Below are 21,920 nucleotides of genomic sequence, written 5' to 3'. Positions count from 1 at the left end.
ACGAGGATCGCGCCATGTGGGATTATTCGGAAACCGTCAAAGATCATTTTTACAATCCCCGCAACGCCGGGGTCATTACCGAGGCCAATGGGATCGGCGACGTCGGTTCGATCTCGTGCGGCGACGCCCTGCGTTTGATGCTGCGGGTCGAACCGGGAAGCGAGACCATCATCGAGGCGTCTTTTCAGACCTTCGGCTGCGGCTCGGCGATCGCCTCGTCGTCGGCGTTGACCGAGATCATCAAAGGCATGACCCTGGATCAGGCCCTGGGCGTGACCAACCAGGACATCGCCGATTATTTGGACGGTCTGCCGCCGGAAAAAATGCACTGCTCGGTGATGGGGCGCGAGGCGCTGCAGGCCGCCGTCGCCAATTACCGGGGCGAGGAATGGGTCGATGACCACGAGGAAGGCGCGCTGGTGTGTAAGTGTTTCGCCGTGGACGAGCCGATGATCGAAAATACCATTCGCGCCAACACGTTAAGCACGGTGGAAGACGTCACCAATTACACCAAGGCGGGCGGCAGTTGTTCGTCGTGTCATGAGAAAATCGAGGAAATCTTGACCCGTGTGCTGGCCGAACGGGGCGAGGCTTTCGACCCCATGGCGCCCGCCCGAACGCCCCCCGAGGAAGCCGGCGAGACGGTGGCGGAGACGGTGGCGGAGATGGGCGGCCTGTCCACCTTGCAGCGCATCCGCAGGATCGAGGACGAGATCGCCAAGGCGCGCCCGCAGCTTCAGGCCGATGGCGGCGACGTCGAGCTGATCGACGTGCGCGGCAATCAGGTTTTCATCAAATTGAGCGGGGCGTGCAGCGGCTGCCAGATGGCGGCGATGACGCTAGGCGGCCTGCAACAGCACATGATCGAGGCGCTGGGCGAATTCGTGCAATTGATACCGGTACAAGGCGCGGTTCCGGTGGGAGAATAGAAAATGGACACGATTTATCTCGACAACAACGCCACCACCCGGGTCGAACCCGAGGTCGTGGATGCGATGTTGCCCTATTTCACCGAACAGTTCGGCAACCCGTCGTCGATCCATTCCTTCGCCACCGATGTGGCCATGGCGATCAAAAATGCGCGCAAGGAAATTCAGGCGTTGTTGGGGGCGCGGCTGGACAGCGAGATTGTTTTCACCTCGTGCGGCACCGAATCGGATTCGACGGCGATCCTGTCGGCTCTCAAGGCGCAGCCCGAACGGCGCGAGATCGTCACCACCACGGTCGAACATCCGGCGATACTCTCGTTGTGCGAATACCTCGAAAAAGACGGCTACACGGTGCATTACCTGAGTGTCGATGCCCTGGGCCGTCTCGACATGGACGATTATCAAAGCAAACTCACGGACAAGGTGGCGATCGTCTCGGCGATGTGGGCGAACAACGAAACCGGCACCCTGTTTCCGGTCGCGGAAATGGCCGAACGGGCGCACAAGGCGGGCGTCATGTTCCACACCGACGCCGTGCAGGCGGTGGGCAAGGTTCCGCTGAACCTCGCCGCGAGCAAAATCGACATGCTGTCGCTGTCCGGCCACAAGCTGCACGCGCCCAAGGGGATCGGGGTGTTGTATGTGCGCCGAGGAACGCGTTTTCGCCCCTTGTTGCGGGGCGGTCATCAGGAACGGGGGCGGCGCGCGGGCACCGAAAACGCCCCCGCCATCGTCGGGCTGGGCGTCGCCGCGCGGCTGGCGCGGGAAAACTTGGAGGTCGAGAACACCCAGGTCAGGGTCCTGCGCGACCGCCTGGAAGAGGCCATCTTGGACGCCGTGCCGCATTGTTTCGTCACCGGCGATCCATCCAACCGGCTGCCCAACACGTCGAATATCGCCTTCGAATACGTCGAGGGCGAAGCCATCTTGATGCTCCTCAATAAGCAGGGCATCGCCGCGTCGAGCGGTTCGGCCTGTACCTCGGGTTCGTTGGAGCCCTCTCACGTCATGCGGGCGATGGACATTCCGTTCACCGCCGCCCACGGCACGGTGCGCTTTTCCCTATCGCGCCACAATACGGCGGACGAGATCGAGCGGGTAATCGCCGAGGTCCCGCCGATCATCGCCAAGCTGCGCCAATTATCGCCCTATTGGGGCGGCGACGGCCCGATTACGGATCCCGCCGCGGCGTTCGCCCCGGCGTACGGTTAAATTTCCCCTCCTATGTGTGTCCCCTGGCGGCGAGGTCTTTGCGGTCTCGCCGCATTTTTTTGTCGTGTTTGTCACAACGCCGTCCTGGGGCGTAACTGTTAACATTATGATCTAGATGAATAAAATTATTGGCACGCATGTTGCTGAATATTCGGAAACCACCTTGAGAAGGATTTTCCGATGTCCCGCCGCGACACCTCCGTGACCGTTAACGACACCACTTTGCGCGATGGCGAGCAGTCGGCGGGCGTCGCTTTCAGCGCCGAGGAGAAGGTGTCCATGGTGCGTCTGTTCGACGCCCTGGGCGTGCCCGAATTGGAGGTCGGCATTCCCGTCATGGGGGACGAGGAGCGCGACGCCATCCGCGCCATGGCCGCGGTGCGGGGCGGATGTCGTTTGATGATTTGGAGTCGGATGACGGCGGCGGATTTGGCGCTGTGCGCGGGATTGGGGGTGCAGGCGGTGGACCTGTCGATCCCGGTTTCCGACATTCATCTGCGCCACAAGCTCGGGCGTACGCGCGAATGGGCGCTGAAGACCATCGAAACCCTAGTCCCGCGCGCCGTGGATATGGGCCTCGCGGTCTGTGTCGGGGCCGAGGACGCCTCGCGCGCCGATCCCGCGTTTTTGGACCGGGTGGTGGAAACGGCGGAGAAGGCAGGAGCCGCGCGGTTGCGTTACGCCGACACGGTGGGCGTCCTGGAGCCGTTCCGCGCCCGGGACGCCTTCGCCCGAATGCGCGGGGCATCGGACCTGGAGTTGGAAATTCACGCCCACAACGACCTCGGTCTGGCGACCGCCAACACCCTGGCCGCCGTGATGGGCGGGGCGGACCATGTCAACACCACGGTGCACGGCCTGGGCGAGCGGGCGGGCAACGCCCCGTTCGAGGAAGTGGTGATGGCGCTGCGTCATCTTTACGGCCGTGAAACGGGAATCGATCTGCGCAATTTCAAATCCCTTTCCGACGTCGTCGCCGCCGCCTCGGGGCGCGCCGTGGGCTGGCACAAAAGTTTGGTCGGCGAAGGCGCGTTCACCCACGAGGCGGGCATTCACGTCGATGGTCTTCTCAAGGATCCGTTGACCTACCAGGGCGTCGATCCGGCGGAAATGGGGCGCAGTCATCAATTGGTGCTGGGCAAGCATTCGGGCTCGCGCGCGGTGGTCAAGGCCTACGGCGATATGGGGGTCGCGCTCACCCCTCGCGAGGCCGAACAGATCCTGAGCCACATTCGCCGCCACGCGACGGCCCATAAACGGGCCCCCGATCCGGGCGAATTGCTGAATTTTTTCAAGGTGGTGCACCCTCATGTCTGATCCTTGTCGCGATATTCCCGGCGGCCCCGCGAACGAGGCCCGTCCCACGAACGAGACCCCCGGTCTTTGGCGCCAGATCAAGGCCGACATCTCCTGCGTTTTCGCGCGCGATCCGGCGGCCTCCTCGCGCTTTGAGATCCTGACCACCTATCCCGGGGTCCATGCCGTGATCGCCCACCGCCTGGCCCACGGGTTGTGGCGTCGGGGTTGGTGCTATGCGGCGCGCCTGATGGCGTTTCTGTCGCGCATGGTCACGCACATTGAAATACATCCCGCCGCCGTCATCGGGCAGCGTTTTTTCATTGATCACGGGGCCGGCGTGGTGATCGGCGAGACCGCCCGTGTCGGCGACGACGTGACCTTGTATCACGGCGTCACCCTGGGCGGCACGTCGTGGAGCAAGGGCAAGCGCCATCCTACCTTGGGCGACGGCGTCATCATCGGCAGCGGGGCGGTGGTCCTGGGGCCGGTCACCATCGGCGCGCACGCCAAGGTGGGGGCGAACTCGGTGGTTATCGACGACGTCCCCGAGGGGCGCACGGCGGTCGGCGTTCCGGGGCGCGTGGTGCGACGGCGCGGGGTCGAGCACCTCAACCCGTCGGGGATCGACCTCAATCACCACCTGATCGCCGACCCGGTGGCCGATGCGATGGCCTGCATTTTGGAGCGTTTGGGTCAGTTGGAGGCGCGCTTTCCGCCGGGCGACGTGGAGCCCGAATGCGCCGAATGCGACGGGCCGGCGCTGTGCGCGCACGATCTGCCGCGCCGGCGCAAGGCGCGCCTGGAAGCGGTGGAAATGGACGCGGTGAAAGTGGAAACGACAAAAATGGCGGTGAGAGGATAACACGATGGACCTGCTCGATTTCGAGACCCGTACCCTGTACTGCGACGAGGCGTTGCCCGCGCGCGCCAAGGCGTTAATCGACCAGGCTTCCGCGGCGACCGTTTTCGGGGTCGGTCAAGGCGCCAGTTTTAAAATAGCGGAGGCGCACCTGCAGGAGGCGCAAAAAATCGCCCCCGATCATCTGAGCGTGCTGGTGGCGCTGTATCGGTTCTATTTCTATACCCATCGCCTGGAAGACTCCCTGGATGTGGCCCATCGGGCGATCGGACTACTCGCCGAGAGATTGGGATTGCCGGCGTCTTGGAACGAGGTTTCGCCGGAAATGCTCGAAGAGGCCTCCGCGGGTGCGATGCCTTTGGTGCGTTTTTATCTGCAATCGTTGAAAGCCGTGGGCTATCTGCATTTGCGCCTGGGCGCGCCGGAAAGGGCCCAGGCGGCGCTGGATAAGGTGCAGGCGTGCGATAGCAACGATCGCCTCGGCGCGCGGGTTTTGTCGGTCTGGGCGCGCGGCGCCATCGACGGCGCCGCGGGGGCGGTGGATTCGATCAACTGAGAATAACGAAGGAGAACGCGCATGTTTGCCGATGAGCTGAACGAAGAAATGGATGATTTGAGCACCGCCGAGGATTTCCTCGACTATTTCGAGGTTCCCTACGATCCCCAAGTGGTGCACGTCAACCGGTTGCACATTTTGCAGCGTTTTCACGATTACATCGCCCAAGGCGAGGACGTCTGCGGCGCGGAGGCTGGAGACGTCCGCCGCGCGTATGGCGCGGCGCTGACCCGCGCCTACCGGGACTTCGTCGTCTCCACGGCGCAGCGGGAAAAAGTCTTCAAGGTTTTTCACATGAACGCGCCGCAAAAGACCTTCGTGTCCGCCGAAGATCTCCTGAACGCGGAGTAAGCGGGCGATGAAACCCCAGTTCGATTACGGCGACGGCGTCCGGGTGATGCGCACGGTGCGCAACGACGGCACCTTTCCCGGAGAAAAGACCGGCGCGCGCCTGGTGTCGCGCGGCAGCGTCGGTTTCGTGCAGAACGTCGGCACATTTTTGCAGGACCAGATTATCTACGCCGTTCATTTTCTGGACGAAGACAAACTGGTCGGTTGCCGCGAGGAAGAATTGCAGCGCGCCGACGCCCCGTGGGTCCCGCGCCGTTTCGAATTTCGCGACAAGGTGACGGCGAAGGTCGCCTTTTCCGTGGGAGGGACGATTGTGGTCGAGGCCGGAAGAGAAGGAGAGATCGTAAAAACCCTAAACGATGATCCTTCCCGAGGGGCGGTTGTCTACCATGTGCGTTTTCCGGGACGCACGCTTGTTGTCGCGGAGGAGCAATTGAGCCCCTGCCCCGCTGCGCAAGCGACGGGCGCGCGCTCCGGTGGGGCGCGAGAACAATGACCCTCTCCATGCCTCCGAGCGAAGAACCTTCGATCTTCGCTTACCATCTTCTGAAGTGCGCCTTGGGGGCGTTCGCCCAACCTCCCGCGGCGTTGGATGCATCGGCTTTGGCGCGGGCGCGCGACATGGCGCGAAAGACCCTGGCGATCGAAGACTTGGTTCTTTCTTCCGTTCCGGCGGATTTTGTGCGCGCTCGCCCCGGCGCCGTGGCCGGCGCCCTACAAGACGTTCAGGCGCGCTATGCCGGCCGCGCCGATTTTCTTCGCGTGCTCGCCGATAACGCGCTTAACGAAGATATGCTGGCCACGGCGCTTCGGCGCGAACTCCGGTTCGACGCCATTCTTGCGCGCATCGCCGAGAGAACGCCGCCGGTCACCGCGCGGGAAATCGCGGCCTACTACGACGCCAACCCCAACCTTTTTCACATGCCCGAAACGCGGACCGCGCGCCATATCCTGGTTACGGTGAACCCCGATTACCCGGAGAACGCGGCCCCGGCGGCGCGGCGACGTATCGACACGATCCGCGGTGGCCTCGGCGACGGTCTCACCGCTTTTGCCGCCGCGGCGCAGGCCCATTCCGAATGCCCCAGCGCCCTGGAGGGCGGCATACTGGGCCGCGTCGCCAGGGGCCAATTGTACCGCGAACTCGACGCCGTGCTGTTCGTCCTGGACGCGGGCGAAATTAGCGCCGTGGTCCAAAGCGAACTGGGCTATCACATTGTGTTGTGCGAGGACATTCACCCCGGACGCGATATTTCGCTGGATGAAGCCGCCGCCGCGATCGGCGAAAAATTGACCCGCCGCCGCCGCCATGGCGCTCAACGCGACTGGATCGCGGGGCTTTCGCGGACCGCGTCCCCAACCCCCAGCCTTCAGGAGATTGACACATGAAAACGCTCACCCGCCGCGATGGTCTTCGGCTTCTTTTGGGCACTGCCGCCGCCGGCGTTTTAGCCCGTTCGGCGGCGGCCTCTGCGGTGTCTTCCAGGCCACGCGCCGCGCCGCGCATCGCCGTGATCGGCGACGGCATCGGCGCGCGGGCGCTGGCGAGCGATCTTCACGGCGCGCGGGTCCGCCTCGATATGATCACCGCCGCCGATCCGGCGTTGGCGATCGATTGGGGACGGAAGCGGATCGTCAAAAAAGGAGAAACGTTACCCTTCGACCGCGTCGTGCTGTCGCCCGGCGTCGCCTACGGCGGCGATATCGGGCTGCCCATGGCGTGGCGCGACGCGTCGTCGGAAAAGGAGATTATGCGTCGGGCTTTGCTGATGAGCGAAGGAGGCGTCGTGCTGATTCGCGTGCCCCGGCGGCCCTACCGATTTATCGAGGGACCTTATGTGCGCGCCGAACGCTTGGCCGGGGTTTTGAGCTACGTCAACCCGCGGGCGAAAATCCGAATTTTCGACGCCAACAACGATTTCCCCGATCAAGCGCGCCGCCTGGATCATTGGCGAAAACATTTTGGCGCCATGGTGGAATGGATTCCTGCGGTGAAGGGCGGTGCGATCCGTAGCCGCGCCGCCGTCCGCGCCGCCCTTGGTGGACGCCCCGCGATGGGGAAGGGATATGTCGTGGATTATATTCCCGAACAAAAGGCCGCGCGAATCACCCGTACGTCCGGGTTGGCGGACGCCTCCGGGTGGTGTCCCATCGATCCGCGCAGCGCCCGTTCCCTGATGAAGTCGGACGCCTACGTTATCGGCGATGCTGCATCGTGGGACGGCGCGCCGAAAACGGCGCTACAGGCTCGCCTGGATGGCGCGAAAGCGGCCCGCGATATTTGCCTTTCCCTTGCCTGAGCGAAGGGCGCGGCGGGCGGGGTGCGAACCGTGCGGACAAAATTTGAGAAACCGGCCATCCCCGCGGCACGGTATCGTCCGTCCGTTATCCCCGAGACCGGCCAAAAACCTCGGGCCATGGCGGTTCTGGCGTTTGGCGTCGGGGGACTTACGGCCCCCGCTAGCGCCGTCGCCAAGCTGAAGGTCGCCGCCGTTTTCGAAACGCCGTCGAGGAACCTTGGGTTAATCAGATTCACGTCGCCCTGCTCAAGGCGCAAAAGGAATAGGGCATCGAATATGCCTAGTCGGAAAGCGTGAAATCGGCGGATTTCGCCCGCGTTGTGCGCGAATATGCCGAAAAAGGCTATGATTTGATCGTCGGCGTCGGCGCGGTGATACCGATTCCCGATGTCAATCGGCTGGCCAACGCCTTTTGCGTCGGAGCCGAGGACGTCAACGAGGCGGTGAAGTGCGAGTTCTTGTTCATCGGTTCGTTCTTCGATCCCCCGAAGGCGAAGGAGGTCGCGATCGCCCAAATCGAGGCGGGCGCCGACGTCCTGTTCGCCGAACGTTTCGGCGTCGTCGAGGCGGGCGTGTACACGGCCCAGGACCTGGGCGGCTTTTCGTTGATGGGGGGGCGCACATCGCCCCTTGTCATGCGTAGGACGCCAAGCCGCCCGCCGATGTCAAGGCCCTGATCGCCAAGCGCACGGCGGAAATTCTCGACGGCGCTTTCCGGGTCGATGTCAACGAGAGCATTTCCCAGTCCGAGTGAGAAAAACAGTATAGCGATGCCCTTCTGGATACCCCGCGCGGGTATTCGGGAGTGTCCGGTCGTGGAGGTTTTATGTCGGCATCCACGCCTTCAAGCCGGTGGCGATCCCCGGTTTGGCGAACATTCCCGGCGCGGTCTCTCGGGGAGGCTTCCTTATCCCCGCCCACGATAGGGGGATACGCCCTGATCGGGAATCCAAACCCCCTGGGGGGCGTCGCCGTATTGATAAAATACGTCGATCGGTATGCCGCCGCGGGGGAACCAATAGCCGCCGATGCGCAGCCATTTGGGGTGGGCGGCGGCGATGATTTTTTGCGCTATGGCCACCGTGCAATCTTCGTGAAACGCGCCGTGGTTGCGAAACGACGTCAGGTATAGCTTTAGCGATTTGCTTTCGATCAGCAGCGCATCGGGGACGATGTCGATCACCAGGTGAGCGAAATCGGGCTGGCCGGTCACCGGACACACCGAGGTAAACTCGGGCACCGTGAAGCGGGCGAGGAAATCGGTTCCGGCTTGGGGGTTGGGTACGGCCTCCAGAACCGCGTCCTCGGGGTTGTCCGGCGCGGCGGCGGCGTGGCCAAGCTGGGAAAGGTTGGTTTGCGAATAGTCGCTCATAAGAATAATCCTGCGCCGGTTTTAAAGGGGGGCGATATCGCCTTGGCCGTATTGACTTTGAAAATCGGCCTCGAAGGCGGCGAAGGTCCCGCTTTCGATCGCCCGGCGGATATCCGCCATCAGATCCTGATAATACTGCAGATTATGCCACGTCAACAGCATCGCGGCGATGATCTCGCCGGCCTTGACCACATGGTTGAGATAGGCGCGCGAATAGTTGCGGCAGGTTGGGCACGAACAGTGATCATCGAGCGGGCGCGGATCGTCGCCATGGCGCGCGTTTTTCAGGTTGACCGGCCCTCGGCGGGTGAACGCCTGGGCGGTGCGCCCAGAACGGGTCGGCAGGACGCAGTCGAACATATCGACGCCGCGCGCCACCGCACCTACCAAATCCTCGGGCTTGCCGACGCCCATCAGGTAACGCGGCTTGTCGGTGGGCAGCATCAAGGTGGTGAAGTCGAGGGTCGAGAACATCAACGCGCGCCCCTCGCCGACGGCAAGCCCGCCGATGGCGTAGCCGTCGAAGCCGATCTCCTTCAGCGCCTGGGCGGATTGTTCGCGCAGGTCTTCGTGAACGCCGCCTTGGTTGATGCCGAAAAGCCCATACCCGGGTCGGTTTACGAAGGCCGCGCGCGAGCGCGCCGCCCAACGCATCGACAATTGCGTGGCGCGGGCGACGTCGGCTTTTTCCGACGGATAGGGCGGGCATTCGTCGAAACACATGGTGATGTCCGATCCCAGCTGGTGTTGGATTTCCATCGAACGTTCCGGAGTCAGAGTGTGGTAGGAGCCATCGATATGGGAGCGGAAGGTGACGCCGTTCTCATCGAGCTTGCGCAGTTCACTCAGGCTCATCACCTGATAGCCGCCGCTGTCGGTGAGGATCGGGCCCGGCCAATTCATGAAGGCGTGCAGGCCGCCGAGCCGGGCGATGCGCTCCGCGCCCGGGCGAAGCATCAGATGGTAGGTGTTGCCGAGGATGATCTCGGCCCCGGTGGCGGCGACATTTTCAGGCAACATCGCCTTGACGGTGGCGGCGGTGCCCACGGGCATGAAGGCGGGGGTCTGGATGACGCCATGGGCGCAGGTCACGCGTCCGCGCCGGGCGCCGCCGTCGGCGCCGAGCAATTCGAAGGAAAAATCAGTCACGTCGGATCCTTTTCTTCGGCGGCCCGTTCCAGAAGGCAGGCGTCGCCGTACGAATAAAAGCGGTATCCCGCGGCGATGGCGTGGGCGTAAGCGGTTTTCATTCGCGCCAGACCACTAAAGGCGCAAACCAGCATGAACAGCGTCGATTTGGGCAGGTGAAAATTGGTTATCAATACGTCCGCCGCCTTGAAACGGTACCCCGGCGTGATGAAAATGTCGGTGTCTCCGCAAAAGGGGCGCACGACACCGTCGTCGCCGGTGGCGCTTTCCAAAAGGCGCAGCGAGGTGGTGCCGACGCAGACCACCCGCCCGCCCTTGGCGCGGGCGGCGTTAATCGCCGCCGCCGTCTCGGGCGAAACCTCGCCCCACTCGCTGTGCATGACGTGGTTTTGGGTGTCGTCGGCCTTGACCGGTAAAAATGTACCCGCGCCGACATGCAGGGTGACGCGGGCGCTATGGATGCCCGCCGCCGCGATGGCGTCCATCAGGGCGGGGGTGAAATGGAGTCCCGCGGTCGGCGCGGCGACCGCCCCCGGGCGGTCGGCGAACAGGGTTTGGTAGCGTTCCCTGTCGGCGCTATCGCCCTCGGGACCCCGTTTGATATATGGCGGCAAGGGCATGATGGCGTGGCGCTCCAGGGCGGCTAAAAGCTCGGCGCCCTCTCTGTCGAAGCGCACCAGGAGTTCGCCGCCGTCGTGCTTTTCCTCGACCCGCAGTGCGAAACCGTCGGCGATGGTAAGCACCTCTCCCGCGCCAAGACGTTTCGCGGGGCGGGCGAAGGCGCGCCAGAGGGCGGGGCCGTCCTGTTTGTGCAGGGTCAATTCGGTTCGCCCGCCGCTGGCCCGGGCGGCGTGCATGCGCGCGGGAATGACCCGGGTGTCGTTAAACACCATGACGTCGCCCGCCCTGAGGAGACGAGGCAGATCGGTGATGCAATGTCCGTCATGGCGATCGCCGGTCGGTAAATACAGCAATCGCGCACGATCGCGCGGTTCGGCCGGGTGCTGCGCAATGGCGCTGGTGGGAAGTTCAAAATCGAAGGCGTTGACCTTCATGGTGGGGCCTTTTGTCTTAATTCGTGAAAAACGCCGTTTCTTGGGCCGCGGCGCACCGTACACAAAACGGCGCATAAAAAAAACCGTCATTAACGCACGATAATGCACGATGTGGGATGCGATATAAAATTTACCTCGGGCCAATTTATTGATATTCAATAACAAGCGCTTGAAGAAAGTAGGCGCGGTATCCTTCTGGGGGGGGAGACTCAATGACTTTGAAACGGCCGTTGAAATTACGCGCCCGTGTGCTGTTGCCTTTGGCGGGAATCCTGATCACCCTGCTTAGCTTTACGTCGATCGAGATTCTCTACCAACAAAGCCGTTTTCTTAAGGCGGAATCCAAGCGTAACTTGTTCTTATTGGATGGTTATTACACCCATGCGCTTGAGAATTCGACTAAGGTGCTGAAGGCCAATGTCGGGTGGGTCGCCCGCGACCCGGAAGTGATCGCCGCACTCGAAGCGCGCGACAAAGGCCGCTTGACGGCCATCGCCAAGCGCATTTTCGCCAACCTGCCCCGTGAGTTCGATATCATGCATTTCAGGTTTCTGGATCCGAGCGGGGATGTGCTCGCCTATCCGGGCGGCGCTCTTGATGTCGGTGTGGATGCCGCCAAGGGCGACGATCACGGCTTGGTTGGCCAAGCCTTGCGCACGGCGACCTCGGTCGGGGGCGTGGCGCTGGGGGCGTCCGATACCCTAACGCTTTGGCATGTCACGCCGATATTCAACGGTAAAATTCTCGTGGGGGCGGTCGAGATCGGTCAGGAAATCGGCGCTGTGATCACCGACATGGCCGCCGTTCTGCGGTTGAAATTGGCGGTGACGGTGCGTAAAGCCTATCTCGATCGGGCGCGATGGGAGGCCGGCATGAAAGCCTTGGGCCGGGCCGGGGCGTGGGCGGAAAATTCAAAGGCGGTGATGGTCGTGCGAACCGCCGATTGGCCCGACGATCGACGATTTTTTCCCTTGTTGGCGAAGGTGGACGGTCAAATCAGGAGCGAGAATATCGGCTCACGCCGCTATTTGGTCCGCAATATCACCGTGAAGGATTTTCAGGGAAGGCCTATCGGCAGTTTGTCGGGGGCGTACGAATATTCCGCGCATCATACCGATTTTGTTGACTTGATCGGTGGTGTCGCGATCGTCGGGGCGGCGATCGGAAGCCTTCTTTTGTTGTCCTTTTATTATTTTTTGGGGCGCACGGAAAAGGCGTTGTCCAAGGCCCAATCCCAGGCCATGGAGGAGGTTGAAAACCGCGCCAATCTGCAACGTAAGCACATCGTCGCCATGAAACGCGAACGCGCCCGCTTGCGGGACGCTCAGCGCGCGGCGCAAATCGGCAATTGGGATATGGATGGGCGTTCGGGTGAACTGTGGTGGTCGGACTCGGTCTATAAAATTTTCGGCATCGAGGATACCGAGGAGGCGATCACCCTACGCAGGTTCCTCGGGCTGATCCATAGTGATGACCGCGCCCGGTTTGAACTCGCCATCACCGACATAGGGCGCGGGGGGCGCGGGGAGCGCGGGGAGCGCGGCGTGCGTGCGGGGGGCGGCTTTGATGAAAGCCACCGCATCGTGCGCCCCGATGGCGAGGAGCGTATCGTGCAGTGGAGGGGACGCGTCGTCCATGACGAGGATGGGGGTGTCGGTCGCCTGCGCGGCACCGTGATGGATGTTACCGAAGAACGGCGCGCCGAGGCGCTGACGGAACGCCTAGGGCGAATTTTAAAACATTCGTGGAATGAAATTTATGTCTTTAGCGTCGATACATTAAAGTTCCTCGATGTCAGCGAAGGCGCGCAAAGCAACCTCGGTTACACTCAGGAAGAATTGCACGAGATGACGCCGCTCGACCTGAAAAAGGATATGACCCGCGAGGAATTCGAGCTTCTGCTGTCTCCCCTGGTTCGGGGAAAAAGAGAAATGGTCGGATTCGAGGGACGCCATTATCGCAAGGACGGCTCATTTTATCCGGTCGAACTTCGGGTCCATTCGTCGTTCGCCGAAATTCCCCCAGTGTATATGGCGATCGTTCAAGACATCAGCGAACGGAAATCCCACGTCGATGAGCTTGAACATTTGGCTTTGCACGATCCGTTGACCGACTTGCCGAACCGTTCGCTACTCCAAGATAGGCTGAACCAGGCCATACGAATTGCCCGCCGTCGCGACGGACAACTGAAGGTTTTGGTGATGAACATCGATCGCATGCAAGAGGTCAACGACACCCTGGGTCACGAAAACGGGGACGCCTTGATCGCCGAACTGGCGCACCGTTTGCGCGCGACCATGCGTGAAGTTGATACCATCGCGCGTTTGGGCGGCGGCGAGTTTGCGATGATTGTCGCCGACGGCGTGCAGGACGACTTGGAAAACATCATGGCGCGCATCCGCGGAGTTTTGGAACATCCGGTGACTTTGGGGAACGCCACCCTCGACATTTCGCTTTGTATCGGTGTCAGCCAGTATCCCGACCATGGAGACGCCCCGGAGCCCCTGCTCCAGCATGCCGACATCGCCATGCGCATGGCGAAAAAGGATGGTTTGGAGGTCAAGGTCTACCGCGCCGAGGAGGATCCGTTCAGTCTACGGCGCTTTATGTTGTTGAGCGAACTGCGCTCGGCGCTGGCGGCGAACGAATTCGTTCTTCATTATCAACCCAAGGCGAATATGTCCGACGGCGTGATCGACAGTGTCGAGGCCTTGATCCGCTGGAACAACCCGCGCGAAGGCTGGATCATGCCCGATGAGTTCATCGGTCTGGCCGAACAAACCGGGATGATCGGCGAGCTGACCCATTGGGTCTTGAAAGAAGCCGTGACGCAGGCCAAGGCGTGGGCCGACGATGGCGCGCCGACTCGCGTGGCCGTTAACCTTTCCGCGCGCAATTTACTTGATGACGGATTGCCCGATTACATCATGGGGTTGGTTCGCAGGGCGGGGATCGCGCCCGAATGGATCGATCTGGAAGTCACTGAAAGCGCGATTATGAGTCACCCCGAACTGTCCCGGGATATGTTGTTGCGCTTGAGTGCGATGGGCTTTTCCATCGCCATCGACGATTTTGGCACGGGATATTCGTCTCTCGCCTATCTCAAGGCCTTGCCCGCCGATGCGTTGAAGATCGACATGAGTTTCGTGCGCAACATGGCCCACAACGCCGACGATGCGACGATTGTCCGTTCGACGATCGATTTGGCGCATAATCTGGGCTTGAAAACCATTGCCGAAGGGGTCGAGGATCGCGCGGTTTGGGATCTCCTGTTGGCTTACGGGTGCGATAAGGTACAGGGCTACTTTATCGCCAAGCCCATGGGGAGTGGCGAAATGCAGGCCTTTATCCGCAAGAAATAAGCGTTCACGCGCTTGTGATCCTCAGCCGCGAACGGGTGGGGTACGTTGGTCGTGGCGAAGTGATCGCAGGAGGATTGCGCCCGCATGCTTGAATTGAAACCGAAGGCCAAACGACGGATCGTAATCGGGGTGGGGGCGTTTCTCGCACTCGCGGTCGTCGGCCTGCAAACGCCGCCCGCCTTCGCCGGCAAGGCCGACGTGGTGGCCGCCCGCGCGACGCCCCTGGGTGGGGGGCGCTACCGTTTCGATGTCACCGTGCGCCACGACGATCAGGGCTGGGGGCATTACGCCGATCGCTTCGAAATTCTCTCTCCAGCGGGGGCGGTCCTGGGGACTCGCGTCCTTCTCCATCCTCATGACGACGAACAGCCGTTCACCCGCGCGTTGGGCAGCCTTCGCATTCCGCCCGCGATGCACCGGGTGCGCATCCGCGCCCATGATAAGCGCGACGGCTATGGTGGGCGCGAATTGATTCTGGCGTTGCCGGGGCGCTAGGCGGAGACCTTCGCCGAGGCCGAGATCATGGCGTCCGCTAGGGTCGTGTAGGCGATGCTCCACGCCTCGCGAGTCTCGGGGGTGAAGGCGTCGCCCAACCCTTGCTCCAAGGTCCACAACAAGGCGCTGCCCACGGCGTCGTAGTGGCGGTCTTCAACGCCGTAGGCGACATGGCGTATGGCCAACGCCTCGACGGCGGGTAGAATTGTCTCCAAACGATTCAGTCCGCCAACCACCATGGCTAGGGTTTTCATCAATTTTGCGCCCTGTTCGCGCATGTCGCCTTTGAACAGCGGCTTGACCTCGGGGGCGATTTCGAACAGGCGACCGTAAAACAGCGTCGCCGCTTGATCGCTGATCGGAGCGACGCTGGCGAAACTGCTTTGGACGTGGGAAATTTGTGCGGGGGTCATGGGGTTCTCCTGTATTTGAAAATATCCATAGAAATAAATTCCGGTTCGGGAAGACACATCCGGGAAGGCACGGATGTTAGGTGCGACCGGAGTGGCGTTAAACAAGATCGGCATAGTTTCCGCAAAAAACATGCCAGAGACCGGGTCGAAAGCACGCCGCCACCGTACGCCTCTTTGTAAGGGGACGAATGTCGGAAAACTGATATTTTTACTTCGTTTGACGAGGGTCAGGACCTATTCCGGGAAGAGGGGGATCGTCCGGTCTTAGCGTGGGGCGCACGGTGGCGTTCATCGTCGTTTGTATTTTTCTGATTAATTATTGCGCAGTATACTAAAATAATAATATCTTGCATATTATTTAATCATAATATGCGCTGCGTCTCCGCAAGAGGAGATTTTTTCACTTCGATGCGAGCCGCGCGCCTTTCGTTGGCGTTTCGTGGTGCGAAAGAACCTTGAATTATATGCGCCAGGAGACGATAACGGCGCTCGCCTCCTCATTTAAAAGGGTTTGGGGGAGGCGTTGGGATTTGGATGCGCCGGATGATGACGTTTGCAGCCGTGTTAAAATCGCTGGAGGATACCCGAGCCATGGGGGCTTGCCTGGCGCGGTGTTTGCCGTCCGGCGCGGTGTGCTTGCTCCGTGGGGATTTGGCGGCGGGTAAGACCACTCTGGTCAAGGCGGTCTGCGCACAGTACGCCATAGCCCCCCAGGCGGTCACCTCGCCGACCTACACTATCGCCAATTGGTACGAGGGCGACGTTGTTGTCTGTCATGTCGATTTCTACCGCCTGGAAAGTCCGGACGATCTGTACAATTTGGACGATGGCGATTGGCTCAACCCCGACGGTCCGACCTTTATCGAATGGCCCGATGTGGCGCTGAATTTCCTGAAAGGGGTGGATACCCTGGAAATTTCACTGGGAAACGTCGATGGCGACACGGCGGCCCGCCGTGTCACCGTTTCCGCGCGGGGGGAAAGCTATGGCGCGCTGTTCTCCGCTCTTGGGGCGTTGGCCGAGGTGCGGGGCCTCACCGTCCTTGCGCCGGGTTCGGACAAGGGCGCGCACGCGCCATGCTGACATTGTGTCTGGATACCACCGACGCCCGATATTTTTTGGGATTAAGCCGGGAAGGCGCGCTTGAAAATACCGTCAGCGGAACGGCCGGGCGCGCCCTCGATACGGAAATTTTTCCCGCGCTCAAGGCGTTGATGGCGCGGGGGAACGCCGACTTGGATAAGGTCGAGCGGATCGCCGTAAGCATCGGTCCGGGGTCTTTCGTCGGCACCCGCATCGGCCTCGCCATCGCCAATACCCTGGCCCGGGTGCGCGCCATTCCGGTTCTTGGGATCGGGGTGCTGGACGTCCTTTCGGCGCTCGGTCCGGAGGAAGAGGGGGCGACGTTTTTTTGCGCCCTCAATTGCGTGCGCGACGAGGTATTCTGGCAAAAGTTCGCCCGGCGCGATGGCGTGGCGTCGCCCCAGGGCGAGATCGATGTGCGGCCTTTCGACGATTTCGCCGCGATCGGCGCCGGGGTCCCCGTGATTTTTCGCGCCCCGCAGATGCGCAACACCCTCGCTTTCGAGACGTTGAACCGTCTCTCGGCGCTGACGCTGATCGACGGCAAGGACGCCTTCGCGTCTCTGGCGCGCGTCGCCCACGCCCGCCGGACGTCCGGGGCGGATGGTGGCGGTTCGACCTTGCCCACCCCTTTGTATATCAAACCGGAGACGACGCGCAGATGGCAGCCCTAGGCTTGGCGATCGACACCACCTTCGACGACACCTCCGTGGCCATCGTGCGTGGGGCCAACACTGTTCTGGCGAACCTGACGATCAGCCAATTTGAAGACCACAAGGCGTTCGGCGGCGTCGTTCCCGAGCGCGCTTCGCGCCGCCACCTGGAGGTGATCCACCCGCTGATCGACCGCGCCCTGGCCGAGGCGGAGCTGTCATACCGGGACCTGGACTGGGTCGCGGCGTCGAACCGGCCGGGTCTTTTGGGGGCCATCCTGGTCGGCCTGTCGGTGGCCAAATCCCTGTCCTACGCCCTGGATATACCGCTGATCGGGATCAATCATATCGAGGCCCATCCCTACGCCGGCATGATCGAGCACGACGACGTGACCTTCCCGTTAATCAATCTGGTGGTCGCCGGGGGACACACGTTATTGATCCATCAGCGGGGACATGGGGATTGGACGGTCGTCGGACGCAGCGTCGATGACGCCGCAGGCGAATGCGCCGATAAGGTGGCGCGTATTTTCGGATTGCCCATGCCCGGCGGCAAGGCGATCGACGATATCGCCATGGTGACCGCCGCCGGTGATTACGACTTTCCTCGCCCGCTGCTGAACCAGGATAATTTGGATTTTTCCTTCAGCGGCCTGAAAACGGCGATGAAACGGTTTCACGATGCGCATTTCAGCCCCGAAGGGAACATCGCCAAGGAGCCGGTTCTGGCGGCCTTTTTTGAAAGCGTCTGTGATGTCTTGGTGGCGAAAACCTTGCGTGCGGCGGATCGTTATGGCGTCGGTACGATCACGGTCAGCGGTGGGCTCGCCGCCAGCAGACGATTGCGCCGGCGCTTCGCCGATGCGGCGGCGCAGACCGACCTGCGTCTGATTCATCCCCGCGCGGCGTTGTGTACCGACAATGCGGCCATGGTGGGATGTTTGGCGTCCTATTATTACGCGGCGGGTCGGCGTGACACTTTAGACCTTCGCGCGGTGCCGAACATCAGCGACTGATCCGCCGGGCGGGCATATCGCTGGGCGGGCATATCCATGAGGTAGGCCCATGAGGCAGGCCCATGGCGAGATTTTTGCCTGACGCGGGAGCCGGCTCGGGGCTGGCGTCGCGATGCGCGCCGCGCGCCGCCCCGCGTCAGGCCTCGCCTTCCCGTCCCGGCGACCCCGTCCCGCGACCCCCTTCGTCTCGCTTTGTCGCGAGAACGCCTCGGTGGCGTGACAGTCTTTAAAAGGGGGCCGCGTGGACGGGCGGAGCCTACTGGAAGGACTTTAAGTAGGCGATAATCGCTTTACGATCCTCGGCGCTTCTCACCTTTCCGACCATGGCGGTTCTCTTGCCGATGAATTTTTTCGGGTTGGCGATCCAGGCGCTTAATTTCTCTTCGTCCCAGACGAAATCCGCATCTTTTAAGGCTTTGTAATTGGGAAAATCAGTGCTGCCGGCCTTGCGCCCGACAACGCCTTTGAGCTTTGGGCCAACGACGTTTTTATCCATTTTATGACATGAGCCGCATTTTTTTTTGAAGAGTTTCTCGCCCTCGCCGGTGTCGGCGGCTGCGATGGCGGCGTTCGTCATAAAGGCGGCTGCGATGACGAGCGAAAAGATCGTTCGTTTTGTCATTGTAATTACGCTCCAACAATAAACACTAAAATACTAAAATCAGCCTAAGCCCTGAAATCCGCGATGCGCTCTCAGGAAACTTTTGTGTGGAACCCTTATGTCATTTCGCCCGCTCTCATTCGTACGCGAAGACGGGCGGAATATGGTTCGCCCACCCTGAATTGATGGCGTTCGCACACGTAGTGGATGTTAGCCCACAATTTCAATTAGGGAAAGAAAATCGGGTGAAGGTTTTTCAGATAACCTATTGATCAAATGATCATTTTTTGTTTTTCCGGACTGGGGCGGGGTTTTGGATTTGGGTCGTGCGAAAGGCGGTTTCCGCCCGTCGCGTGACGGCCATTTCCCCCTGGCCGTGTGACGGCCATTTCCCCCTGGCCGTGTGACGGCCATTTTTCCCTGGCCGTGTGACGGCCATTGCTCTTGTCGGGGTGAACGCGTAAAACGAGAAGGACGCGATCCGTTTAGGAGAAATTCCCGATGAATGCCGCTCACTTATCCCTGCTTCGTCAAGTGCCTTTGTTTTCGAGCATCCCTCCCGTCCGCTTGGAGGATTTGCTCCGTGACGCTGCGCTGCATGAGGAAAGGTGCGGGACGGTTTTGTTCCTACAAGGCGAACCGGCGAGCCATTTTTATGCCGTCTTGAGCGGTTGGATCAAGTTGTACCGCCAGACCTCCGGTGGCGATGAGGCGGTTATCGAAGTGTTGACCAGTGGGGAATCCTTCGCCGAGGCGGCGATTTTCGAAAGCAGCGTCTATCCGGTCAGCGCCGAAACGGTGAGCAATGTGCGGTTTCTTGCGGTCCCCGCCGCGCCTTTTGTGCGCGAGATCGAGAACGATAACGCCTTGGCGATGCACATGCTGGCGTCGATGTCCCGGCGTTTGCGCGCGCACGTTTTGGCGATCGAACAATTGTCGGTGAAGACGTCGTCGCAACGCCTTGGCGAATTCCTCCTCAGGTTGAGCCGTTCCGACGCCGATTCCGAGGTCCTACACCTGCCCTACGACAAAATGCTGGTGGCGGGACGCCTGGGGATGAAGCCCGAGACTCTTTCGCGTGCGTTCGCCAAGTTGCGTGAAATTGGAATTGCGAGCAACGGCACCAAAGTGGTGATCAAGGACCGCGTGGCGTTGCAGCGGTATTGCGAATACATGCTTGACGACAATACGATCGAGACCTATCACGCCGAGGCTCGCCGACCGTCTTGATCTCCGATTGTTCCGCGCCGCGGACCTTTTCGGACGGGAAAGGGAAAATTGGGGTCTCCGCGGCGTAATTGGGGTCTCCGCGGCGTAATTTCGACTTGCGATAAAGAAATCAAGAATACGAGTCGTTCTTGATTATTATCAAAGCAGACCGTTCTTCCTTCCGGTAGGGTCTTGCCAATATGCAGACCATATTCACGCATACTGGGGGCGTCTTTTTCTATGGGGAAACACGGACGTCTCCATCATCGGAGGGAATAATGTTCACGAAACCAATACGTTCAACCATTGTCGGCGCGCTGACGATTGGCGTGCTGTCGTCCTTCGCCCTGGCGGGGCCGGCCGGGGCGGCCGATGCCGCCAAAAAGGACGACGCCGCCAAGGCGTTCGAGGTTCCGAAGTTAACCGACGCCGAACACGCCGAGGCCAACAAGATTTATTTCCAACGTTGCGCGGGTTGCCACGGCGTGCTGCGCAAGGGCGCCACGGGCGTGCCGCTGCCGACCAGCTTCACGCGCAAGCGGGGCCTTCAAGAACTCAAGGATTTCATTACCTACGGCTCGGCCGCGGGGATGCCCAACTGGGGCACCTCCGGCGAACTGAGTCCCGCTCAGATCGACTTGATGGCGCGCTATTTGATGCTTGAGCCGCAGCAGCCGCCCGAATTTGGCGTCAAGGAAATGCGCGCGACCTGGAAACTAATCGTGCCGCCGTCGAAGCGTCCGACCAAAAAGATGAACGATCTGGATCTTTCGAACCTGTTCTCGGTGACTTTGCGCGACGCCGGGGAAGTCGCCCTAATTGACGGCAACACCAAGAAAATCATCACCGTGATTAAAACCGGTTACGCGGTGCACATCTCGCGGTTGTCGGCCTCGGGGCGCTATCTGTACGTGATCGGCCGCGACGCCAAGGTCAATATGATCGACCTGTGGATGAAGGTCCCCCAGACGGTGGCCGAGATCAAGGTCGGCATGGAGGCGCGTTCCGTCGAAACCTCCAAGATGAAGGGCTGGGAAGACAAATACGCCATCGCCGGCACCTATTGGCCGCCGCAGTTCGTGATCATGGACGGGGCTACGATGGAACCGTTGAAGGTGGTCTCGACCCGGGGCTTCACCGTCGATAATCCTTCGGAATACCACCCCGAGCCGCGGGTCGCCGCCATTGTGGCGTCGCACTATCACCCCGAATTCGTCGTCAACGTCAAGGAAACCGGAAAAGTTCTGTTGGTCAACTACGAAGATCTTCATAACCTGAAGATTACCTCGATCGATGCCGAACGGTTCCTTCATGACGGCGGCTTCGACAGCACCAAACGGTACTTCTTGACCGCCGCCAACGCCCGCAACACCATCGTCGTCATCGACACCAAGAAAGATAAATTGGTGAAGAAGATCACCGAGGGCGTCGGCTCGAAACCCCATCCCGGACGCGGGGCCAACTTCATCGACCCCAAATACGGCCCGGTTTGGGCGACCAGCGATCTTGGTGACGACATGATCTCGGTGATCGGCACCGATCCCGTGAAGCACGCCAAGAACGCCTGGAAAGTGGTGCGCAACCTCGAAGGCCTGGGCGGGGGGTCGCTGTTTATCAAGACCCATCCAAAATCCCATAACCTATGGGTTGACGATCCGCTGAGCCCGGATGAGGAAAATTACCAGGCTGTCGGCGTGTTCGATATCGACCACCTGGACAAACCGATCGTCAGCTTGCCGATCGCCAAGTGGGCCGACCTGGGTCCGGGGCCGAAGCGCGTCGTTCAAGGTGAATACAACAAGGCCGGCGACGAGGTTTGGTTTTCGGTCTGGAACGGCAAGAAGCAGAAATCCGCGATCGTTGTGATCGATGACAAAACCCGTAAGCTGAAGGCCGTCATCAAGGACCCGCGTCTGATCACCCCGACCGGAAAATTTAACGTGTACAATACGATGCACGATATCTACTAATATTAGTACTCGATGGGGCGGCCGGTTATTTCGCCG

Annotated in this window: 22 protein-coding genes; 17 read left to right on the top strand and 5 right to left on the bottom strand. The window is 61.0% G+C overall.

Annotated features, from left to right (window positions below; genetic code table 11):
- Window positions 1-14: 14 nt before the first annotated feature.
- From nifU to P3M64_RS06725, 10 genes are all read left to right on the top strand, one after another.
- The gene (gene nifU / locus P3M64_RS06770) at window positions 15-929 is read left to right on the top strand and encodes a Fe-S cluster assembly protein NifU (RefSeq protein ID WP_132939466.1); all 915 of its coding nucleotides are present in this window, start codon (window positions 15-17) and stop codon (window positions 927-929) included.
- Between the two features lie 3 nt (window positions 930-932).
- The gene (gene nifS, locus P3M64_RS06765) at window positions 933-2,141 is read left to right on the top strand and encodes a cysteine desulfurase NifS (RefSeq protein WP_132939467.1); all 1,209 of its coding nucleotides are present in this window, start codon (window positions 933-935) and stop codon (window positions 2,139-2,141) included.
- Between the two features lie 180 nt (window positions 2,142-2,321).
- The gene (gene nifV, locus P3M64_RS06760; RefSeq protein ID WP_132939468.1) at window positions 2,322-3,458 is read left to right on the top strand and encodes a homocitrate synthase; all 1,137 of its coding nucleotides are present in this window, start codon (window positions 2,322-2,324) and stop codon (window positions 3,456-3,458) included.
- Complete coding sequence (cysE, locus tag P3M64_RS06755) at window positions 3,451-4,302, top strand: serine O-acetyltransferase (RefSeq protein ID WP_132939469.1); 852 nt, start codon at window positions 3,451-3,453, stop codon at window positions 4,300-4,302. The genes nifV and cysE overlap by 8 nt, the downstream gene beginning before the upstream one ends.
- A 4-nt stretch (window positions 4,303-4,306) precedes the next feature.
- On the top strand, window positions 4,307-4,855 hold the full coding sequence (locus P3M64_RS06750; protein ID WP_132939470.1) for a hypothetical protein: 549 nt from the start codon (window positions 4,307-4,309) through the stop codon (window positions 4,853-4,855).
- A gap of 21 nt (window positions 4,856-4,876) precedes the next feature.
- On the top strand, window positions 4,877-5,206 hold the full coding sequence (gene nifW / locus P3M64_RS06745; RefSeq protein ID WP_132939471.1) for a nitrogenase-stabilizing/protective protein NifW: 330 nt from the start codon (window positions 4,877-4,879) through the stop codon (window positions 5,204-5,206).
- Between the two features lie 7 nt (window positions 5,207-5,213).
- A complete protein-coding gene (locus P3M64_RS06740) occupies window positions 5,214-5,702 on the top strand; it encodes a nitrogen fixation protein NifZ (RefSeq protein ID WP_132939472.1) in 489 nt (162 codons plus the stop codon).
- An 8-nt stretch (window positions 5,703-5,710) separates the two neighbouring features.
- Window positions 5,711-6,595, top strand: coding sequence for a nitrogen fixation protein NifM (nifM, locus tag P3M64_RS06735; protein ID WP_165886349.1), 885 nt, complete (start codon window positions 5,711-5,713; stop codon window positions 6,593-6,595).
- The gene (locus P3M64_RS06730) at window positions 6,592-7,506 is read left to right on the top strand and encodes a hypothetical protein (RefSeq protein WP_132939474.1); all 915 of its coding nucleotides are present in this window, start codon (window positions 6,592-6,594) and stop codon (window positions 7,504-7,506) included. Before nifM ends, P3M64_RS06730 begins: the two co-directional genes overlap by 4 nt.
- Before the next feature lie 293 nt (window positions 7,507-7,799).
- The gene (locus P3M64_RS06725) at window positions 7,800-8,183 is read left to right on the top strand and encodes a BMP family ABC transporter substrate-binding protein (protein ID WP_207893176.1); all 384 of its coding nucleotides are present in this window, start codon (window positions 7,800-7,802) and stop codon (window positions 8,181-8,183) included.
- 230 nt (window positions 8,184-8,413) lie between these two features.
- Here the strand turns inward: P3M64_RS06725 and queF are convergent, their stop codons facing one another.
- From queF to queA, 3 genes are read right to left on the bottom strand one after another with little or no spacing between them, the layout of a single operon-like run.
- On the bottom strand, window positions 8,414-8,878 hold the full coding sequence (queF, locus tag P3M64_RS06720) for a preQ(1) synthase (RefSeq protein ID WP_132939475.1): 465 nt from the start codon (window positions 8,876-8,878) through the stop codon (window positions 8,414-8,416).
- A 21-nt stretch (window positions 8,879-8,899) separates the two neighbouring features.
- Window positions 8,900-10,027 (bottom strand): tRNA guanosine(34) transglycosylase Tgt, encoded by a 1,128-nt coding sequence (tgt, locus tag P3M64_RS06715; RefSeq protein ID WP_132939476.1) that lies wholly within the window; start codon window positions 10,025-10,027, stop codon window positions 8,900-8,902.
- Window positions 10,024-11,082 (bottom strand): tRNA preQ1(34) S-adenosylmethionine ribosyltransferase-isomerase QueA, encoded by a 1,059-nt coding sequence (queA, locus tag P3M64_RS06710; protein WP_132939501.1) that lies wholly within the window; start codon window positions 11,080-11,082, stop codon window positions 10,024-10,026. The genes tgt and queA overlap by 4 nt, the downstream gene beginning before the upstream one ends.
- 212 nt (window positions 11,083-11,294) lie before the next feature.
- Between queA and P3M64_RS06705 the strand changes: the two genes are divergently transcribed.
- Together P3M64_RS06705 and P3M64_RS06700 are read left to right on the top strand one after the other, a co-directional pair.
- The gene (locus tag P3M64_RS06705) at window positions 11,295-14,444 is read left to right on the top strand and encodes a bifunctional diguanylate cyclase/phosphodiesterase (RefSeq protein ID WP_132939477.1); all 3,150 of its coding nucleotides are present in this window, start codon (window positions 11,295-11,297) and stop codon (window positions 14,442-14,444) included.
- Window positions 14,445-14,528: 84 nt separating this feature from the next.
- Window positions 14,529-14,939, top strand: coding sequence for a hypothetical protein (locus P3M64_RS06700; RefSeq protein ID WP_207893177.1), 411 nt, complete (start codon window positions 14,529-14,531; stop codon window positions 14,937-14,939).
- On the opposite strand, the gene P3M64_RS06695 is transcribed toward P3M64_RS06700, so the two are convergent.
- Complete coding sequence (locus tag P3M64_RS06695; RefSeq protein WP_132939478.1) at window positions 14,936-15,352, bottom strand: globin family protein; 417 nt, start codon at window positions 15,350-15,352, stop codon at window positions 14,936-14,938. The two genes, P3M64_RS06700 and P3M64_RS06695, sit on opposite strands and share 4 nt — an antisense overlap.
- Before the next feature lie 543 nt (window positions 15,353-15,895).
- Here P3M64_RS06695 and tsaE point away from each other — a divergent pair.
- Genes tsaE through tsaD form a run of 3 tightly spaced genes read left to right on the top strand, consistent with a single transcriptional unit; the run spans window position 15,896 to window position 18,104 of the window.
- Window positions 15,896-16,435 (top strand): tRNA (adenosine(37)-N6)-threonylcarbamoyltransferase complex ATPase subunit type 1 TsaE, encoded by a 540-nt coding sequence (gene tsaE, locus P3M64_RS06690; RefSeq protein ID WP_165886350.1) that lies wholly within the window; start codon window positions 15,896-15,898, stop codon window positions 16,433-16,435.
- Complete coding sequence (gene tsaB, locus P3M64_RS06685) at window positions 16,429-17,109, top strand: tRNA (adenosine(37)-N6)-threonylcarbamoyltransferase complex dimerization subunit type 1 TsaB (RefSeq protein WP_165886351.1); 681 nt, start codon at window positions 16,429-16,431, stop codon at window positions 17,107-17,109. Before tsaE ends, tsaB begins: the two co-directional genes overlap by 7 nt.
- Window positions 17,097-18,104 carry a tRNA (adenosine(37)-N6)-threonylcarbamoyltransferase complex transferase subunit TsaD gene (tsaD, locus tag P3M64_RS06680; RefSeq protein ID WP_132939481.1) on the top strand — a complete coding sequence of 336 codons (1,008 nt, stop codon included), beginning with the start codon at window positions 17,097-17,099 and terminating at the stop codon, window positions 18,102-18,104. The genes tsaB and tsaD overlap by 13 nt, the downstream gene beginning before the upstream one ends.
- Window positions 18,105-18,360: 256 nt before the next feature.
- Here tsaD and P3M64_RS06675 read toward each other — a convergent pair whose 3' ends face one another.
- Window positions 18,361-18,726 (bottom strand): c-type cytochrome, encoded by a 366-nt coding sequence (locus tag P3M64_RS06675; RefSeq protein WP_132939482.1) that lies wholly within the window; start codon window positions 18,724-18,726, stop codon window positions 18,361-18,363.
- 480 nt (window positions 18,727-19,206) lie between these two features.
- On the opposite strand from P3M64_RS06675, the gene P3M64_RS06670 reads away from it, so the two are divergent.
- Both P3M64_RS06670 and P3M64_RS06665 read left to right on the top strand, forming a co-directional pair.
- A complete protein-coding gene (locus tag P3M64_RS06670) occupies window positions 19,207-19,935 on the top strand; it encodes a Crp/Fnr family transcriptional regulator (RefSeq protein WP_132939483.1) in 729 nt (242 codons plus the stop codon).
- A 257-nt stretch (window positions 19,936-20,192) separates the two neighbouring features.
- A complete protein-coding gene (locus P3M64_RS06665) occupies window positions 20,193-21,884 on the top strand; it encodes a nitrite reductase (protein WP_132939484.1) in 1,692 nt (563 codons plus the stop codon).
- Window positions 21,885-21,920 lie beyond the last annotated feature (36 nt).

The sequence above is a fragment of the Varunaivibrio sulfuroxidans genome, from assembly GCF_029318635.1.
Taxonomy (GTDB): Bacteria; Pseudomonadota; Alphaproteobacteria; order Rhodospirillales; family Magnetovibrionaceae; genus Varunaivibrio; species Varunaivibrio sulfuroxidans.
Note: the sequence above shows the minus strand (reverse complement) of the source record. Positions and strands in the feature narration are given on the sequence as shown.

Bases quoted from the DNA above. Each gene is read 5' to 3' on its own strand.
- P3M64_RS06750 (WP_132939470.1), top strand. From the start codon at position 4,307: ATGGACCTGCTCGATTTCGAGACCCGTACCCTGTACTGCGACGAGGCG.
- P3M64_RS06670 (WP_132939483.1), top strand. From the start codon at position 19,207: ATGAATGCCGCTCACTTATCCCTGCTTCGTCAAGTGCCTTTGTTTTCG.
- P3M64_RS06675 (WP_132939482.1), bottom strand. From the start codon at position 18,726: ATGACAAAACGAACGATCTTTTCGCTCGTCATCGCAGCCGCCTTTATG.
- nifM (WP_165886349.1), top strand. From the start codon at position 5,711: ATGCCTCCGAGCGAAGAACCTTCGATCTTCGCTTACCATCTTCTGAAG.
- queA (WP_132939501.1), bottom strand. From the start codon at position 11,082: ATGAAGGTCAACGCCTTCGATTTTGAACTTCCCACCAGCGCCATTGCG.
- nifV (WP_132939468.1), top strand. From the start codon at position 2,322: ATGTCCCGCCGCGACACCTCCGTGACCGTTAACGACACCACTTTGCGC.
- P3M64_RS06730 (WP_132939474.1), top strand. From the start codon at position 6,592: ATGAAAACGCTCACCCGCCGCGATGGTCTTCGGCTTCTTTTGGGCACT.
- tsaD (WP_132939481.1), top strand. From the start codon at position 17,097: ATGGCAGCCCTAGGCTTGGCGATCGACACCACCTTCGACGACACCTCC.
- tsaB (WP_165886351.1), top strand. From the start codon at position 16,429: ATGCTGACATTGTGTCTGGATACCACCGACGCCCGATATTTTTTGGGA.
- P3M64_RS06705 (WP_132939477.1), top strand. From the start codon at position 11,295: ATGACTTTGAAACGGCCGTTGAAATTACGCGCCCGTGTGCTGTTGCCT.
- cysE (WP_132939469.1), top strand. From the start codon at position 3,451: ATGTCTGATCCTTGTCGCGATATTCCCGGCGGCCCCGCGAACGAGGCC.
- queF (WP_132939475.1), bottom strand. From the start codon at position 8,878: ATGAGCGACTATTCGCAAACCAACCTTTCCCAGCTTGGCCACGCCGCC.
- P3M64_RS06700 (WP_207893177.1), top strand. From the start codon at position 14,529: ATGCTTGAATTGAAACCGAAGGCCAAACGACGGATCGTAATCGGGGTG.
- P3M64_RS06665 (WP_132939484.1), top strand. From the start codon at position 20,193: ATGTTCACGAAACCAATACGTTCAACCATTGTCGGCGCGCTGACGATT.
- P3M64_RS06695 (WP_132939478.1), bottom strand. From the start codon at position 15,352: ATGACCCCCGCACAAATTTCCCACGTCCAAAGCAGTTTCGCCAGCGTC.
- P3M64_RS06740 (WP_132939472.1), top strand. From the start codon at position 5,214: ATGAAACCCCAGTTCGATTACGGCGACGGCGTCCGGGTGATGCGCACG.
- nifU (WP_132939466.1), top strand. From the start codon at position 15: ATGTGGGATTATTCGGAAACCGTCAAAGATCATTTTTACAATCCCCGC.
- nifS (WP_132939467.1), top strand. From the start codon at position 933: ATGGACACGATTTATCTCGACAACAACGCCACCACCCGGGTCGAACCC.
- nifW (WP_132939471.1), top strand. From the start codon at position 4,877: ATGTTTGCCGATGAGCTGAACGAAGAAATGGATGATTTGAGCACCGCC.
- tsaE (WP_165886350.1), top strand. From the start codon at position 15,896: ATGATGACGTTTGCAGCCGTGTTAAAATCGCTGGAGGATACCCGAGCC.